This window comes from Bacteroidetes Order II. bacterium (genome assembly GCA_016788705.1).
Classification (GTDB): Bacteria; Bacteroidota; Rhodothermia; order Rhodothermales; family UBA2364; genus UBA2364.
In genome coordinates this window covers 125,809-141,671 of record JAEUSQ010000015.1, presented here as the reverse complement: position 1 = coordinate 141,671, position 15,863 = coordinate 125,809, and the positions used below count along the sequence as shown (strand labels likewise).

Genomic DNA, 15,863 nt, shown 5'->3' with positions numbered 1-15,863 from the left:
GGAGGAAATGGGTGCATTGAATGCGCTGTGTCCCAAAAGGGTACAGCACGCGCCGATATAGGCTCATTGCACGGTCATCTGTTAACGTTTATTGGCCTGATTTCGGAATAAAGAGGAAATTACTCCGAATTTGGTTGCTGCCAAAGGTTCCGAGTATGGGTTTGGGTTGGAGGGTCTCTAGGTAGCCATAGAGTTTGGGAATGGTTACAATGTCACCCGTTTGGCTGTGATTTTGTAGGGTTTCGATTAATTTTCCGGTAAACGGCGAATGTCCGTTTGGCGCGCCATCCGAAACATATTCTTTTCCTCCAGCGGTGAGGAATTGCCGGGTTTTGAATTGCAGTTCGCGTTGTATAAAGGCAGCCCGTTCTGCGTGGGCAGAAGGCGCATCCCCACGGTCGGTTGATAGTGCAACATTAGGGTCAAATGTGCCGCCAAAGCAGACGTCCATCACCAAAAAAACGTGGTTGACCGGAATTTTTTCTACGACTTCGCGCAGATAGCTTTGGGGGATATAGCTATTACGAACCACGTCTGTTAGCCGCGAGTCTTTGGTGACGATATAACCACTTTGTTCCACCTCGTCGAAACTGCCATGACCGGCAACAAAAAGAAAAAGTTGGTCATCCTCGGCAAAAGGGCGTTGTATGTATTCTCGTACCTTGAGTAAAAAGGCCTCCTTTGTTGGATTTTTTAAGACTTCCGTTTCAAATCCATATCTTTCACGGAGAAGGTGTTCCAGTACGGTGGCATCTTTTCCCGGATTGTTCAACGGCTTCCATTCATCGTAGCGATCGGTGGCAATTAAAAGCGCGTAGTCACGTCCGGTGCGCCCAAGTACCTTGGGAGAACGATTGGCTAAAAAGGATTGATGGGCTAAGTTTCCGTCGCGGTCTTGTGCATAAATTACGACACTGTTTTCGCCTTCTTGCAAAGCAATTTGGGTTTTAAAATAGCCATTGGTTTGCAACGCGATAGGTTTTCCATTAATTAAAACCGTCGTCACTTGTTGGTCGTCGGTTGCAATTCCTTTAATAGTCAAAGAGTCTTTTCGGACGATAACCCTGCCGCTCATGCCGCGAATCATTTCTAGTTCAGGTTCAATTAGCGTGATTTGTGGTGCCGAAATATCGGTACCAGCTTCTTCCGCAAAAACTTCGTAATGGGCTTCGTGGCGGTTTCCGAATACATCTTCGGCCTCCACTTGTACAATATTTTTCCCTTTTTGAAGGGGAAATGTGGTTTGAAATCCATCTTGTTGTAGTACAACAGACCGTCCATTCACCTTTAGGTGTTGGAGTTCGTTCTCGTCGCGAATGGTTCCTGTTAGGGTAAACTGAGTCGCGTGTGTACGAAAGGGTTTATCGGGGTGGAGCCTTGGGGCCAATTCTACTAATGGGGCCTGTGTGTCGGTGAGTAGAACCAAGGGGTACGCCTCGCGTAACGTGTTCCCTTTTGCATCGGCGGCTTCTATTGAAAGAAGATTTTCACCAGTGCTTAGTCGGATCTGGACCGAGAAAGTACCATCATTGTTCAGTGCAAGGGTTTCTCCATTAATTTTGAGCGATGTAACAGGATTTTCGTCTTGTATATAACCTTGGATACGCATCACCGGACGGAACACCTGAACGGCCTCTCGGAGATTGAGCTTGGGGCTAACGAAATAGACCACGGGCGGCGTTTTATCGGGCGCCATACGAATGGTCGAAAGAATGGACTGACCACTAAATCGCTTTTGTGAATACGTCGATTGGCCAGCCATGCACAAAAGCCCTAATCCAATCACGAACATTTTTAGATAATTCATATGTGCCTTGTTTTCAATGGGAAGCGGATGACGGCTTGGGAGGTGGATTGGGCAACGCGGTTATTTGCCGCCAAATAAACCAAGAAATGCCGAATGTAATTACTGTTATTCCAGCGCCATACATCCACTTCGACCTTGGTTCGGTGGCTTCAATAAAAAAAACCACTTGGTCGCTCTGAATGCCTTCCGGAAAATCTTTGAATACCTCCCACACGATCCTTTTTTGTAGTCCGCTGGGTATTTTTGGCCCTACATCTCCATGGATTGTTGACAGACGTAACCGAGACTGGCCCCCATCCAAAGAAATATAGGGTTGAACGGAATAGCGTCCTTTCGGTTTCCCGATGAGGTCGTAGGAGAGCAAGATTTGATCTCCATTTCGCTGAAATGCAACATTCGCCACTTTACGTGGTTGAGCGACGGTGAAAAACGTGCCTGCAAACCAAATCATCAGCAACCAAAACAAACGCATCCTGAAATCAACCGGAAAAAAAGAGGTTCAAAAGAACTGTTTCTGCTTAATCGGTTTAAAATACGTATTTTGAGGATATTCCCCAAATTCGGAAGAACAGGATATAAATGGCAAAAACAGTCTTGGCACAAAATTTTGGGCGATATCAGCTTTTAGAACCCATTGGCCAGGGCGGGATGGGAACGGTGTATCGTGCCTATGATCCGCTATTGGACCGGAGTGTCGCCCTAAAGCGATTGTCTCCGGATCTGGTTTCTGACCCGGCCTTGTTGGCGCGTTTCGAACAAGAATCCCGATTAATGGCGCAGGTACATCATCCGCAGATTGCAACGGTTTTTGATGCAGGCGATGTGGGAGGCCAGCCTTTTTTGACCATGGCGCTGGTGCAAGGGGAGCCATTACACCGTTTTGCCGCTTCTCGGCCTCGTGCCTTTACGTTACAACAAGCCATTGTTTGGGGAAAACAAGTGGCGAATGCATTGGCGGCGTTGCACGAAAAAGGGATATTACACCGTGACCTAAAACCCGATAACCTGATTCGTACACCCGATAATCAATTGGTTCTGACAGATTTTGGGATAGCAATCCGGACTACAGAGCGGCAAACCAGTCGGGTATTTGAAGGTACGCCCGAATATGCCAGCCCGGAGCAGTTTTCCGGTGAGGAGCCTAGTCAGGCAAGTGATGTGTACAGTTTGGGGGCACTCCTTTTTTGGATGTTGGCTGGAAGGCCACCTTTCGAGGGTGATTCTTTCGAGGCATTGCAGAGAGCTGTTTTGTCCTATCCGGCCCCCGATATTCGTCTCTGGCGAAAAGATATTCCAGAGTCGGTCTCTATATTGATTCAGCGTTGTTTGGAAAAGGATCCTGCCAAGCGGTTTGAAACAGCGCTGGCGGTTGAGCAGGCCTTAGAAGACTTGTCTGTGCCTACTGCCAAGTTCAGGCCGTGGTTGGCTGTTGTGGTGCTGACCGTTGCGGGCATTTTGGGGTGGTGGTTTTGGTCGGAAATGGGCGGCCAGCAAGGGGCACAAGCATGGTTACGAGAAGGGCAAGCGCAATTTAGTGCCGGAAAAGCACAAGAAGCGGCCAAGACATGGGAAAAAGCCGCACGTTTGGGCAATCGGGAAGCCATGCGCAGTTTAGGAATCTTGTATGCCGAAGTATTAAACAAGCCGACACAAGCAGAAAAGTGGTTTCAGGAGGCCGCAAAACGTGGAGATGTGGTTTCGATGCGAGGCCTAGGTACCTTGTATTATAATGGCAAATCGGGTATTCCACGGAACACCGTTCGTGCATGTAGCTTTTTTGAGGCGGCTGCTCGGGAAGGAGATGCAGAATCGGTCTGCTATCGGGGGGTATTGCGGTACAATGGCGAGTGTGGCAACGCACCAGATACTACTATGGGTATCCGGGACATTCGTTTGGCGGCAGGTGCTGGCGTCGTAAAATGCGCTTTGGCACTCAAAGCCCTGCGCGCCGAAGAATAGTAAGGGGGGACAGCTATAATCGGGTATCAAATAGCCCGCATTTTATTTCCCTTTGCATAGTGTGTAACTTCGGCCAAGCCCAAGTGCTCCATAAGCGGTGGGATATACATACCAAATCTCCCGCGAAGTCCTTTTTTTAACCCATACCAGCCGCCATTGGGGTTGTGCTCCGAGCGCCCCCAGGCCTCCACCGAACCCTCCTTGGCGGGTTTTTGTTCGTCTGCACTGCCCAGTTCCATCCAGTCTCCGTGTGTTTTCAACATCTCGTGGAGGTCATGGAGGCAGGTGGCATCGTACATCAACGTTGTTTTACCAACAACACACATAATGACTTCTTTACCATCTTTTAGTGCTCTGTACATCTCGTAGTCGGATGTGAGAGGAGGCGTTTTAAGCTTCCACGGATTTTCTTTTGTTCCTTTGGCTGCCATTGGATTTTCGGGGTTCATGATGAATGGATTTGGTTTGAACCTTGGCTACCCCTCACAAATTCCGCTTTCTAAAAAGCATTTTTTGGGCGCCAAAGTTTTCCGTAGTAGGTATTTACAAGTAATGAGTGCCCGCATAGATAAAAAATGCGTATTCTTAATATGGCTTTAAGTATTAGAAAGACAATATGTTAAAAATACAGGCTGGATCAAAATTAAGGTATTTTGTTCTCAGTTCCAGCAATAAGCAAAAAAATAATAAATGCAGTTATGCCATATGGTTAAGGGCATGATTTTCTCTTTATGCGATACCGTTTTTACAAACAAATCCTTCCTAAAAGCCGGATCGTTCATTTTCCATCATAACAGTATTGAGTAAGATTTTGGAAACGGGGCACGCGCTGGCGATTTGCATTAGGCGATTTTGCTGTTCTTCCTCTAAGGCAGGATTAAACGAGAACCGCCTCACGATATAGGTAATGAGGCCATTTTCAGTTTTTTCCTGTCTGAAGTTCAGGCTTAGGGTGCTACCATTGATCTCCCAGCCTTTTCGTTCGGCATACATGCGCAGTGTAATTGAGATGCAACTCCCCAAGGCAGCCAACAAAAGTTCATAGGGGTTCGGTGCGGTGTTTTGTCCGCCTAATTTGAGCGGTTCGTCCGCAGCCAAGCGAAAAGGGCCAGCAGCAATTTCGGTTCGGTAAGGATGTTCGCCTTGAAGAATGCTTACATCTTCTTTAAGGATATAGGGGTGCATCTATCTAAAATTTAAGGTGGCGCACGGTTTGGGCATGGTTGATTAATTGCTTCAAAGAGTCAATCCCAATTCTTACGTGTTCATCTACAAAGTGACGGGTCACTAATTTATCGCTTTCTTCGGTTTTAATGCCTTCGGGAACCATTGGTACGTCCGACACCAGAAGCAATGCACCCGTCGGCATTTGATTCTTAAAACCAGCTACAAAGATCGTGGCTGTTTCCATGTCTATGGCCATCACGCGCAAGGAGCGCAGGTAGCTTTTAAAATCTTCTTTGTGTTCCCAAACACGGCGGTTTGTGGTATAGACGGTTCCGGTCCAATAGTCCAGTTCATGTTCTCGAATGGTTGTAGAAACGGCTTTTTGGAGGGCAAATGCGGGTAGAGCAGGTACCTCGGCAGGGAGGTAGTCGTTGCTGGTGCCCTCGCCACGAATGGCTGCGATGGGCAAGATGAGGTCGCCAACTTTGGTTTTTTTGGGTTGTAAGCCCCCGCATTTGCCGAGGAATAACACGGCTTTGGGATGTATGGCCTCCAGGAGGTCCATCATGGTGGCAGCATTGGGACTGCCCATCCCAAAATTGATGATGGTAATGCGGTCGTGGGTAGCGGCCATCATCGGACGGTCTTCCCCGTAAATGGGAACATCGTGCCATGCTGCAAACATGCGCACGTAGTTACCAAAGTTTGTAAGGAGGATATGGTCTCCAAATGCCTCTAAAGGCATTCCCGTATAACGCGGAAGCCAGTTTTCTACAATGGCGCGTTTTCGGTTTTTCTCTTCGATAAAATCGGGATCGTCTTTGAATGCAGAAAACCGATCATCCATGAAGGATTCTTCGAATAGATTCTTGTTGGTCTTGGCCATAAAGGTTGATTAGGATTTATTCTAAAGTGTGGTACGTCAACAAATCATTGGGCTTGCTGAACCGTCGAAGGAAGGTAGTGGAAAGCAAAACCGATGCGGCGGCGAGACCCAAGATAAGACCTATCCAAAGCCCTTTCTCCTGAAATCCAAAGTAGAAAGCCAGCAAGACCCCCGAAGTAACACCAATGCCCCAGTAGGCCCAAAAACCAATAATGGCGGGTGTTCGGGTATCTTTAAGGCCCCGTAAGGCTCCAGCACTGGTTACTTGAATGGCATCAAAAAGTTGGAAAATAGCGGCCAATGCCAAGAGCATAATGGCAAGTTGGACCACCTCGGCATTTTTAGGATCGTTTACATCAATGTATAACTGGATGATCCATTTAGGCATAGCCAGAAAAAAAATCCCCATACTCATCATCGAAATGCCTCCCATCACCATGCCGATAATGCCTGCACGTCGTGCTGCCTCCGGATTTCCTTCCCCGATCGCTTGTCCGACACGGGTTGTGGAGGCCATCGAAATACCCACTGCAAACATAAAGGTAACAGATGCCACATTTAACGCAATCTGATGGGCAGCCAAGGCGGTTTTGGAAATGGTTCCCATTAATATGGCCGTCATGGCAAAAAGACCTACTTCTACCAAAAAAGCCAGCCCAATGGGCGTGCCAATACGAAGGACCTCTTTTAGGTAAGGTACATCCGGATGCAGGAGCTTTTGGAAAAGGTGTAACTTTTTGAAGCGGGGGTTTAGGCGTAAATAGAGAATTAACGCCGTCAACATCCACACATTAACCAATGTAGTGGCATATCCGGTGCCTGCCACGCCCAATGCAGGCAGAGACACAACGCCCCAATCTGCACCAAACATCAAGGTCCAATTGGCAAACACATTGACCAAGATGCCCGATAGATTGACGAGGAGGCCAATTTGCGGCAGATTCACACTATCTAACAATCCCCGCACTGCAATCAACCAGAGCGAGGGAATAAATCCCCAAATCAGGGCCTGTAAGTATTGATTGGCATACGATACCACTACGGGAGATTGTCCCGTCAGTTGTAGAAATGGGGCGATATGGTAGAGAATCGCCATGCTGGGTAGCCCAAACAGGAACACCGTCCATACACTCATGCGCAAGGCACGACCGATGGCCTGCTCGTCATTTGCGCCATACGCTTGCGAGACCATCGGGCCGACTGCTAAGGCAAGACCAAGTCCGAAGCACCACAGTGTGGAGTACACAGCCACGCCCAATCCAACCCCTGCAATGGCATCTGGCCCAATTCGGCCACACATCACATTGTCTATAAAAGTTAAAGCAACTTGGGCCAATTGTGCCCCTGCCATTGGAAGTGCCAATTTAAGATGGTTCCGTATTTCTGAGCGATACGAGAGAAAACGACGAGGCAAAATATTCGGCTCCATGAGGGTAAAGGGAATGCAATATGATACAGCAAATGTGCCTCTTGCTGTTTGATCTCATTGGAAGTTCAAATTTTGTTCATTTGCCTGATGCACCAAAGGCCGCCAAGGCCCGTTCTCGTGCATAACGATGTTCCACAATTGGGGTAGGATAATCTTTACCGATCAAGCAATTTGACGCGATTTGAACTTCTGTAGGCATCTCCCAAGGTTTATGGAGGTATCGGAGGGGAACCTTGGCCAATTCGGGGACAAATTTCCGGATAAAATCGCCCTTTGGATCAAACTGACGCGACTGTTCGACTGGGTTAAAAATTCGGAAATACGGTTGGGCATCGGTTCCAGTAGAGGCGCTCCATTGCCAGCCCCCATTATTGGCTGCAAGGTCAAAATCTATTAGGTGATGTGCAAAAAACCGTTCGCCTTCCTTCCAGTGAATCAAAAGGTGTTTGGTCAGAAACATGGCCGTAATCATACGCAGGCGGTTGTGCATCCAGCCGTGTTTTAGCAATTGACGCATGGCTGCATCAACAATAGGATAGCCTGTCCTGCCTTCTTTCCAGGCAAGCAATTCGTCTGGAGCGTTTCGCCAGGCAATTTCGCGGGAAGAGGTTTTAAAATCTCGATTGACGACAAATGGAAAATGGTATAAAACCTGAAAATAAAAGTCGCGCCAGATCAATTCGCTGATGAAAACATCCACTTGTTTGGCCTGTTCGGGTGCCAGGTGGGCTTTTGCTTTTACGGCCTGGTGATAAACTTCGCGTATAGAGATGTTTCCGGCTCGTAAGAATGCAGAAAGCATGGAGGTTCCTTTGATCGCAGGGAAGTTACGTTGGTCTCGGTATGCACCAGCGGCTTCTTTTAAGAATAGTTGGAGGACATCGTGTGCGCTGCGCTCGCCTGCCGCTACCAAAAATTCATATCGGTTATGGAATAATTTCAATTCGGCGGTAGTGGGAATGAAAACACTTTCCAATGCCGAGAAACCGTCCGGTAACCGGAAGTATGTGGGGTATGAGGTTGGCAAGGGGATTTCGGCAGAACGGGCCAGCCAAGCGCGGCTATAGGGGGTGAAAACGGTATAAGGGCTTCTGGCTTGGGTAAGAATCTCGTTTTCCTCGAACAATACTTGGTCTTTGAACCCTTGAACTTCAATGCCCTTGGTTTCCAAAAAAGCGGTAATACGGGCGTCTCTGGCACGGGCATCTGGTTCATAGTCTTTGTTGAAATACAATGCGCGAGCCCCTGTTTCCTGTATCAGCCGTTCAATTTCCGTCAAAAAATCGCCCCGACGAAGAACCAAACCACCCCCTAAGTAAGACAAATTGCCCGCTAATGCCTGAACCGATTCAAAGAAGAAGTGGGTGATGGGCGCACCCATTCCACCAGTCACGATCGTTTCGTCGTTAAAAATAAAAAAAGGCACGATGGAGTGGCCGTCTCGGATAGCCTGATTCAAAGCGGTATTATCGGTCACCCGCAAATCTCGGCGAAACCAAACCAAAATTGTCATATCGTTTATCTGTTTAGAGCGGTTGTGGGGTATCTTTAGAAACAATATAGCCATGCAAACGTTCCGAAGGATGCCTTACGGCTTGTTACAACAACCTCAGAACGCATTGGCAGAAAAATTAGGTGCCTATGATAAATAACAATGCCCCGATTCGGGTGTCGGTGATCATTGTAAGCTACAATGTTTCGGTGTATTTAGACCAGGCCATACGTGCCGTAAAACGTGCAGCTCTTGATGTTCCGACCGAGATATGGGTGGTGGATAATGCCTCTACGGATACCTCGGTGGCAATGACTGCAGAGAAACATCCAGATGTCCACTTAATTGCCAATCCCCACAATCCCGGTTTTGGTATCGCCAACAATCAAGCGATGGAACAAGCCTGTGGAGACTATTTTCTCATCCTCAATCCGGATACCCTGCTCCACGAAGACTTTCTGAAGGTCATGACCCAGTTTATGGACGAACATCCAGAATGTGGAGCTGCTGGTCCTGTCATTTTAGATCCGGATGGCTCCTTTTCGCCTACATGCCGCAGGGCGTTTCCCCGGCCATCGGTTGCCCTTTGGCGGATTCTTGGTCTCAGTCAGCGTTTTCCAAAGAGTAAAATATTTGGTCAATACAACATGACATTTCTCCCCGAAGATCGGATGGCAGAGGTGGATGCCCTGAGCGGTTCATGTATGATGGTTCGCCGGCACGCCCTCTTCGGCGATGAGACAAATAAACCAGGCGTAGGGCTGTTTGATCCAGCATATTTTATGTATGGAGAAGACCTGGATTGGTGTTTCCGGATACAAAAAGCAGGTTGGCATATTTACTATACCCCAGAGACTACCGTACTACATTATAAAGGAGAAAGTACCGACAAACAATCCATTCGGTATGTCAAGCTTTTTTATGGTGCGATGGTGGTGTTTATGGAGAAACACTTTGCTGGTCAATATGCCAAGCCATTTATCTGGCTTCTAAAACTGGGGGTACATATTCGTGCGAGCATGGCTGCATTGGGGCAATGGGTTAAGAAAAGAACGAACCAACTTCCGTCACGTACCCAATATGAAGCCCTTTTTATTGGATCAGAAGCAGAAGCCAGCCGATTTCGTCAGTTGATTGATGGCCAGGATTGGCAGATAGTGGGCACCCTTTCATCTGCAACTGATACATTGCCTCCCAATATTGCATATCAGGATGTGGTTTATGCTGAAGCCGACCTCGCCCCCAGTCAGATATTTTCTGCCATGCAAGTGCTTCATCGGATAAACGTGACCCATTACATTCTTGCTGCACAAGAGGGATTTTTGATTGGCCCGGCTGCTATTCACTCCTTTTCTCCAAAGGTTTCACCAAATAAGGTTGCATCTGTTGCAGTCAATCCGTAAACTTCCTTGATACCATCTATTGCCTCCTTCACCCGAAATAATACCGTCATGCACGTTCTGGATTTTGAGAAACCCGTCATTGAATTGGAGAAACGTCTGAAGGAGATGCGCCAGTTTGATGCCGACGACCCATCTGCCAACCTCGGAGAAGCTATTGCTGCCTTGGAGGGCAAGATCCATAATCTTCGTCAAAACCTTTATAAAAACCTCACGCGGTGGCAACGGGTGCAAATTGCGCGACATCCAGACCGTCCTTATTCGCTGGATTTTATCCAAGGGATGACACGCAATTTTACGGAACTGCACGGCGATCGCCTTTTTGCCGAAGATCCAGCCATTGTTGGTGGTTTTGCGACCTTTAATGGAGGCCAATTTGGCCACAAGGACCAAACCGTTATGATCATTGGTCAGCAAAAGGGGCGGGATACGAAGAGCCGGAAATTCCGCCGTTTTGGTATGCCCAATCCCGAAGGGTATCGAAAAGCCCTACGGCTCATGCGGTTGGCTGCCAAGTTTAATAAACCGATCATCACCCTTTTGGATACACCCGGAGCATACCCCGGCATCGAGGCCGAGGAACGGGGGCAAGCCGAGGCGATTGCCCGTAACCTTTTAGAGATGTCGCGGTTTCCCGTCCCTATTGTGGTGGTGGTGATTGGGGAGGGGGCCTCTGGTGGCGCATTGGGAATTGGGGTTGGGGATAAAATCCTGATGTTGGAAAATGCGTGGTATTCTGTTATCTCGCCCGAAAGTTGCTCTTCCATCCTTTGGCGTTCTTGGGACCATAAAGAAGATGCTGCCCGTGCCCTAAAATTAACCGCGCCCGATTTGATGCAGGTGAACATCATCAACGAGGTGATTGAGGAACCGGTTGGTGGTGCACATAGAAATCCAGCTGCCGCGTTTAAATTTACTGGACAAGCAATTGCCCATGCACTCGCAGAGCTGAGCAAATTGCCTGTAGAGGCATTACTGGCTCAACGCCTCGCGAATTTTGATGCAATGGGTGCTTTTGAAGAGGTCTGATGTACGTTTATACCTATCTCCATCGGGTTCGATACCGAGAATGTGACCCCATGCGCGTGGTCTATCATGCCCACTATTTAGATTATTTTGAGGCAGCCCGAACGGATGCGCTACGTGATGCCGGCTTGGTGTACCGCGATCTTGAAGATGCTGGGGTAATGATGCCTGTGGTGGACGCTTCTTTACGATACCACCGACCATGTCTTTACGACGAACTTTTAGAGATTCGAGTACTGGTTAAGGAAATCCCTAAAACACGGTTGGTAATCGCGTATGAAGTCTATGCGTCAGAGGATGCAAAAGTACGGGTTACAGGAACCGTAACATTGTGCTTTGTGGACACGAAGCGCAACCGTCCTATCATGGCGCCCCCTATGGTCATAGAGGTTTTTGAACGGGCTGTTACGCCTACGCACAATTTATAGGTGTATTCTATTACGCGGGCGACAAAAGCAAAGAGGTATAATGCTCATAGAAAGAGGTACAATGCTGATGAATTGTACCTCTTTCCGCTTTCCGGAGTAAGATATTGGTTATGGATGCGTATAAGGAGCCTGTAATCCCAACGGAATTCCGATAAACCAATAGAGCAACAAGAAAATTACCCAGCCAATCATAAAGGTGAGGCTAAAGGGCAACATCAAAGAAACCAATGTTCCAATGCCGGTATTCTTGACATACCGTTGCCCAAATACAACCACGAGTGGGAAGTAGGGCATGAGTGGCGTAATAATATTGGTGGTAGAATCGCCTACCCGATAAGCGGCTTGGGTAAGTTCTGGTGAAAGTCCCAGTTGCATGAGCATGGGGACAAAAATGGGGGCAAGTAAGGCCCATTTTGCTGAAGCAGAACCAATCAATAGATTCACAAATGCTGTAAGCAGAATGATTAATAGAATCGTTACACCGCCCGGTAAGGCCAACCATTTTATTAGATTTGCCCCTTTTAAAGCCAATAATGCACCCAAATTGGATTGGCTAAACGAAGCAATAAAGAGCGAGGCAAAAAAGGCCATCACCATATAATATCCCATCGTACTCATGGAAACACTCATTCCCTTAATGATGTCGCGGTGGGATTGAACGGTTTTCGCGACATATCCATATACCACACCGGGTAGTAGAAAAAGCAGGAAAATGAGGGGAACGATGGATTTCATCAAGGGCGCCGCCGAGGCGGTCAGTTCACCGTTTTCGGCACGTAAAGGCGAATCGCCTGGAAATGCCGCCAAAAACAGCACCATAATCCCGAATAAAAACGAAAGTCCCGACCACATCATGCCTTTTCGTTCTAAAGGATTCAGGGCTTCCTGTTTAGGTGCTTGCGACATATCTCCGTCAATGGCAATGTTTTTTAGGCGGGGTTCAATTACTTTGTCGGTGACATACCACCCAAGGCTTACAATCAGCATACTGGAGGCACTCATGAAAAACCAGTTGGAAAGCGGGTTCACCATTCGGTCGGGCTGTATGATTTGTGCGGCTGATTGCGTAAGGCCAGCCAATAATGGATCAAGGCTTGAGGGCACAAAGTTCGCGCTAAATCCTCCTGAAACACCTGCGAAGGCCGCTGCAATCCCTGCCAACGGATGTCGGCCTGCCGCATAAAAAATGGCCCCTCCCAAAGGAATGATTAATACATATCCTGCATCCACAGCTGTGTGACTCACAATGGCCACGAGGATCAGCATGGGGGTGAGAAGTTGCCGTGGTGTGATATTGAGTAATCCTTTGAGTGCCGCATTAATAAAGCCTGTATGCTCGGCAACGCCAACGCCTAAAAGAGCCACCAATACAACACCCAGCGGTGGGAAATCCATAAAGGTTTTTACCATACCAGACATAAACTCTGCTAAGGCTTTGCCCGTGAGCATATTTTTGATTTCAATCGGTTTTCCGGAGCGGGGATCTATCTCTGCAAAGGAAAATTGGGCAAAAATGGCCGAGCATACCCAAACCGTAAAAAGGAGAAGGACAAATAAGATAGCCGGATCAGGCAGTTTATTACCGATGCGCTCAATGGTATTGAGGATACGGTCCATGCGGCTTTCGGAGGGCACACCGCCATTTACAGGGGAATCGGTCATACGTCGCAGGGTTTTGGGCCTTCATGCTGAAGGTAGGGTTAGAAAAAAAAGAAATTACAAGCGGTTAATAATGGTCGTCATTTTTTTGAGCAAACGCCGTACACTTAGCGTGTCTGCCAAGAGGCATAAACACCTTTTAAAATGTTCACTAAAAAGACCAGTTGTGCCACAAACAAAACTAAGCTAAGGACTTTTATGGTATTACCGATCCACTCTGGATCTGAGACCAGCTGTCCTGGAGAACGAAGACCAAAGAAGACGAGGACAACCAGTGTCAGCGCCGTTGACAAACTGGCAAAGGTATGAAACCACGTGAGGAATGGGGAAGAAAGGTACTTCTGGGTTAGCGAATATAGGAGCGACAAAAAAATCAAAAGAAGGGGAAATACCCATATTGCCTTGGGAAATGGAGCACCAAACAGCAAGACCGCTGTACCATTGTTGGATTCAGGAGGTGTTTGTAGGAACACAAAAACAAATAGGCTAATGCCCAAAATTAAAAACAAACGAGACGGATTCTGGTTACGATAAATATGCGCTTTCATAAAACAGCCGATTATAGATTGATAAGTTAAGTGGTTTTTTATTGGTGCTTTATACAAATAATCTTTAAGTTTATCAGTTGAGTGATTGTCCTGAAAAGATGGACATATTGATCGGATAGGAAATGCTTTTTCTTTTAACGCATAATGGGCCGCCTATTATTCTTCACGGGGTTTTAGTTCCCATAAAACATTTAGAATTTTCCACTCGTCGTTCACACGCATCAACTGAAGGTAGTCGTACCAACGACGCATTTGGAGTTTTACTATTGCCGTATTGCCATTAATTTCTACAATGATAATGTCTTTTTGTTGTTGGCTGGGCGGTAAACCGCGTCCATAGCCCTTTCTTGTTGCATCAATTAATTGTTCTGCATTCATGTCGTCGAAGGATAGATCACCGGATTGTCGGTCTGGAATTAGCGCCCGCTTCGCTAACTTGGGGTGGACGGCGCGGGCCATTCTGGCGGAATCCCCGGTGTACCAACCTTCTGCGTAATCCAGCACAGTACGCTTAATGGCCAGGCTATCGGCAGTGGTTTGCGCGAGCAGTCGTTCAGGAGCAAGGAAAGTGATTAAAAAAACCAAGATGGACACTTGTTTCATCATCTTCATATTTGGGGGGCGATGTAATGGAGGTAAACGTACACCAACGGCATGGCAAATAACAAGGCGTCTAATCTATCTAAAAAGCCGCCATGTCCGGGTAAAAGGCTACCGGAGTCTTTTACTTTAACAGAACGTTTGAAGAGACTTTCCACCAAGTCGCCGAATTGACTGAGTATCCCGCATATTAAGACCATAACTATCAAGTCAGTCCAGTCTAAAAAGGTGATTACCCACATTTTCATACCGACAGCCATGAGGGTGCATCCAATAAGCCCACCAGCAGCTCCTTCCCAAGTTTTTTTAGGGGAGACCCGCTCAAACAGCAGATTTTTGCCAAATGCTCTGCCTGTATAATAAGCGGCGGTGTCTGTTGCGGCCACCATTAGAAATACGGTTAACAAAAGCCAAAACCCTTGTTCATCTGGGTGCTTAATGACTGCAAGATCGGTTCCGAAGCGCAAATGAAGGGCATAGGTTAGAAACAAAACCGGATAAATAACCCCGAAAATGGTGGACGAAACATTTTGAAGTGGTTGGGGATGGTTACGGAAGAGTTCGATGAGGCTGATGAATAGGGCGCCTAAAACCAAGGTAAGCAGAGGATCATGCTTGATGACCGTATTTAAGGTAATCAATATGCCAATCAAAGCGCCAATGCTTTTGTGTGGATGAATGCCCGCATCCTCAAAAAGCCGATACAGCTCAATCTGTGCCAACAAGCCGACAACCAAGACCACAAGGGTGACAAAAGGGCCACCAAAGTACATTAATGGGATAATAATGGCAAAACCGACAAGTGCGGTGATAAAACGTGACATATTAATAGGGGGGCTTACGTACAGAATAACCAATCAATATACGCACATTTATCGCTACAAAGCGGCTCGATCATAGAATACATCGGTTCTTAAGACGGTTTTAACACCGCTCCGCACAATGCCGCCTTCGTGCATGAGCCAATGTGGATAAATAAGAGCCGTTCCAGATGCTGGCTGTACAGAAAAGTCGGAGAATCGGGTTTCGCCGCCTTCGCACTGGTCATCTAAATATAAGACCAAACTCAAAAACGTTTGTTCGTTTTGGTTTCGGATAAAGGGATGATCGAGGTGGGGGGCAAAGCGATCGAAGGCGCCATACCGATAGAAACGAAAGCGTTCATTTACGGCTTTGGGATGCCATTGGTGTGGCTGAGGCGGCAAATAAACACCCAATGTACCGTTTAGCCACGAGGACAACGGTGGTAAATGAGGGATAACCCTTGTTGTTAACAAAGAAGCCCATTCATGGGAAGAACCCATTGCACGAGTGCGAACTTCTGGAATAAGAGGAGGTTCATATACTTGTTCTTGAAAACCAAAAGACGCCGCCAGTGATAGCAAGTGTTGAACTTCCTCAGTATGTACCAAATTTCTGATCTGTAATACGTGTGGACTTAAATAATCGTACATGTTTTTGG

Annotated in this window: 16 protein-coding genes; 4 read left to right on the top strand and 12 right to left on the bottom strand. The window is 47.3% G+C overall.

Annotated elements, in window-relative coordinates:
- Window positions 1-88: 88 nt before the first annotated feature.
- Together JNN12_03425 and JNN12_03420 are read right to left on the bottom strand one after the other, a co-directional pair.
- Complete coding sequence (locus tag JNN12_03425; GenBank protein ID MBL7977365.1) at window positions 89-1,807, bottom strand: caspase family protein; 1,719 nt, start codon at window positions 1,805-1,807, stop codon at window positions 89-91.
- A gap of 13 nt (window positions 1,808-1,820) precedes the next feature.
- On the bottom strand, window positions 1,821-2,279 hold the full coding sequence (locus JNN12_03420; GenBank protein ID MBL7977364.1) for a hypothetical protein: 459 nt from the start codon (window positions 2,277-2,279) through the stop codon (window positions 1,821-1,823).
- Window positions 2,280-2,386: 107 nt separating this feature from the next.
- On the opposite strand from JNN12_03420, the gene JNN12_03415 reads away from it, so the two are divergent.
- Window positions 2,387-3,766, top strand: a complete 1,380-nt coding sequence (locus tag JNN12_03415) for a protein kinase (GenBank protein ID MBL7977363.1) — start codon at window positions 2,387-2,389, stop codon at window positions 3,764-3,766.
- A 26-nt stretch (window positions 3,767-3,792) separates the two neighbouring features.
- On the opposite strand, the gene JNN12_03410 is transcribed toward JNN12_03415, so the two are convergent.
- The 5 genes from JNN12_03410 to JNN12_03390 all read right to left on the bottom strand — a co-directional run bounded on the left by JNN12_03410 (window position 3,793) and on the right by JNN12_03390 (window position 8,761).
- Window positions 3,793-4,215, bottom strand: a complete 423-nt coding sequence (locus tag JNN12_03410) for a hypothetical protein (protein ID MBL7977362.1) — start codon at window positions 4,213-4,215, stop codon at window positions 3,793-3,795.
- 313 nt (window positions 4,216-4,528) lie between these two features.
- Window positions 4,529-4,951 carry an OsmC family protein gene (locus JNN12_03405; GenBank protein MBL7977361.1) on the bottom strand — a complete coding sequence of 141 codons (423 nt, stop codon included), beginning with the start codon at window positions 4,949-4,951 and terminating at the stop codon, window positions 4,529-4,531.
- A gap of 4 nt (window positions 4,952-4,955) precedes the next feature.
- Entirely contained in the window at window positions 4,956-5,780 is an 825-nt protein-coding gene (locus JNN12_03400; protein MBL7977360.1) for an AMP nucleosidase, read from the bottom strand.
- A gap of 55 nt (window positions 5,781-5,835) precedes the next feature.
- A complete protein-coding gene (locus JNN12_03395; GenBank protein MBL7977359.1) occupies window positions 5,836-7,248 on the bottom strand; it encodes an MATE family efflux transporter in 1,413 nt (470 codons plus the stop codon).
- 76 nt (window positions 7,249-7,324) lie between these two features.
- Window positions 7,325-8,761, bottom strand: coding sequence for a deoxyribodipyrimidine photo-lyase (locus tag JNN12_03390; GenBank protein MBL7977358.1), 1,437 nt, complete (start codon window positions 8,759-8,761; stop codon window positions 7,325-7,327).
- Between the two features lie 128 nt (window positions 8,762-8,889).
- Between JNN12_03390 and JNN12_03385 the strand changes: the two genes are divergently transcribed.
- From JNN12_03385 to JNN12_03375, 3 genes are read left to right on the top strand one after another with little or no spacing between them, the layout of a single operon-like run.
- On the top strand, window positions 8,890-10,143 hold the full coding sequence (locus JNN12_03385) for a glycosyltransferase family 2 protein (GenBank protein MBL7977357.1): 1,254 nt from the start codon (window positions 8,890-8,892) through the stop codon (window positions 10,141-10,143).
- A gap of 48 nt (window positions 10,144-10,191) precedes the next feature.
- Window positions 10,192-11,169, top strand: a complete 978-nt coding sequence (locus JNN12_03380; GenBank protein ID MBL7977356.1) for an acetyl-CoA carboxylase carboxyltransferase subunit alpha — start codon at window positions 10,192-10,194, stop codon at window positions 11,167-11,169.
- Window positions 11,169-11,594, top strand: a complete 426-nt coding sequence (locus tag JNN12_03375) for an acyl-CoA thioesterase (GenBank protein ID MBL7977355.1) — start codon at window positions 11,169-11,171, stop codon at window positions 11,592-11,594. The genes JNN12_03380 and JNN12_03375 overlap by 1 nt, the downstream gene beginning before the upstream one ends.
- 108 nt (window positions 11,595-11,702) lie before the next feature.
- Here JNN12_03375 and JNN12_03370 read toward each other — a convergent pair whose 3' ends face one another.
- The 5 genes from JNN12_03370 to JNN12_03350 form a co-directional block, all read right to left on the bottom strand.
- Window positions 11,703-13,256, bottom strand: a complete 1,554-nt coding sequence (locus tag JNN12_03370; GenBank protein ID MBL7977354.1) for an AbgT family transporter — start codon at window positions 13,254-13,256, stop codon at window positions 11,703-11,705.
- A 104-nt stretch (window positions 13,257-13,360) separates the two neighbouring features.
- Entirely contained in the window at window positions 13,361-13,801 is a 441-nt protein-coding gene (locus JNN12_03365) for a hypothetical protein (protein ID MBL7977353.1), read from the bottom strand.
- A 156-nt stretch (window positions 13,802-13,957) separates the two neighbouring features.
- Complete coding sequence (locus tag JNN12_03360; protein ID MBL7977352.1) at window positions 13,958-14,413, bottom strand: nuclear transport factor 2 family protein; 456 nt, start codon at window positions 14,411-14,413, stop codon at window positions 13,958-13,960.
- Window positions 14,410-15,225 carry a phosphatidate cytidylyltransferase gene (locus JNN12_03355; GenBank protein MBL7977351.1) on the bottom strand — a complete coding sequence of 272 codons (816 nt, stop codon included), beginning with the start codon at window positions 15,223-15,225 and terminating at the stop codon, window positions 14,410-14,412. The genes JNN12_03360 and JNN12_03355 overlap by 4 nt, the downstream gene beginning before the upstream one ends.
- A 54-nt stretch (window positions 15,226-15,279) precedes the next feature.
- The gene (locus JNN12_03350; protein MBL7977350.1) at window positions 15,280-15,855 is read right to left on the bottom strand and encodes a 2OG-Fe(II) oxygenase; all 576 of its coding nucleotides are present in this window, start codon (window positions 15,853-15,855) and stop codon (window positions 15,280-15,282) included.
- Window positions 15,856-15,863: the final 8 nt, after the last annotated feature.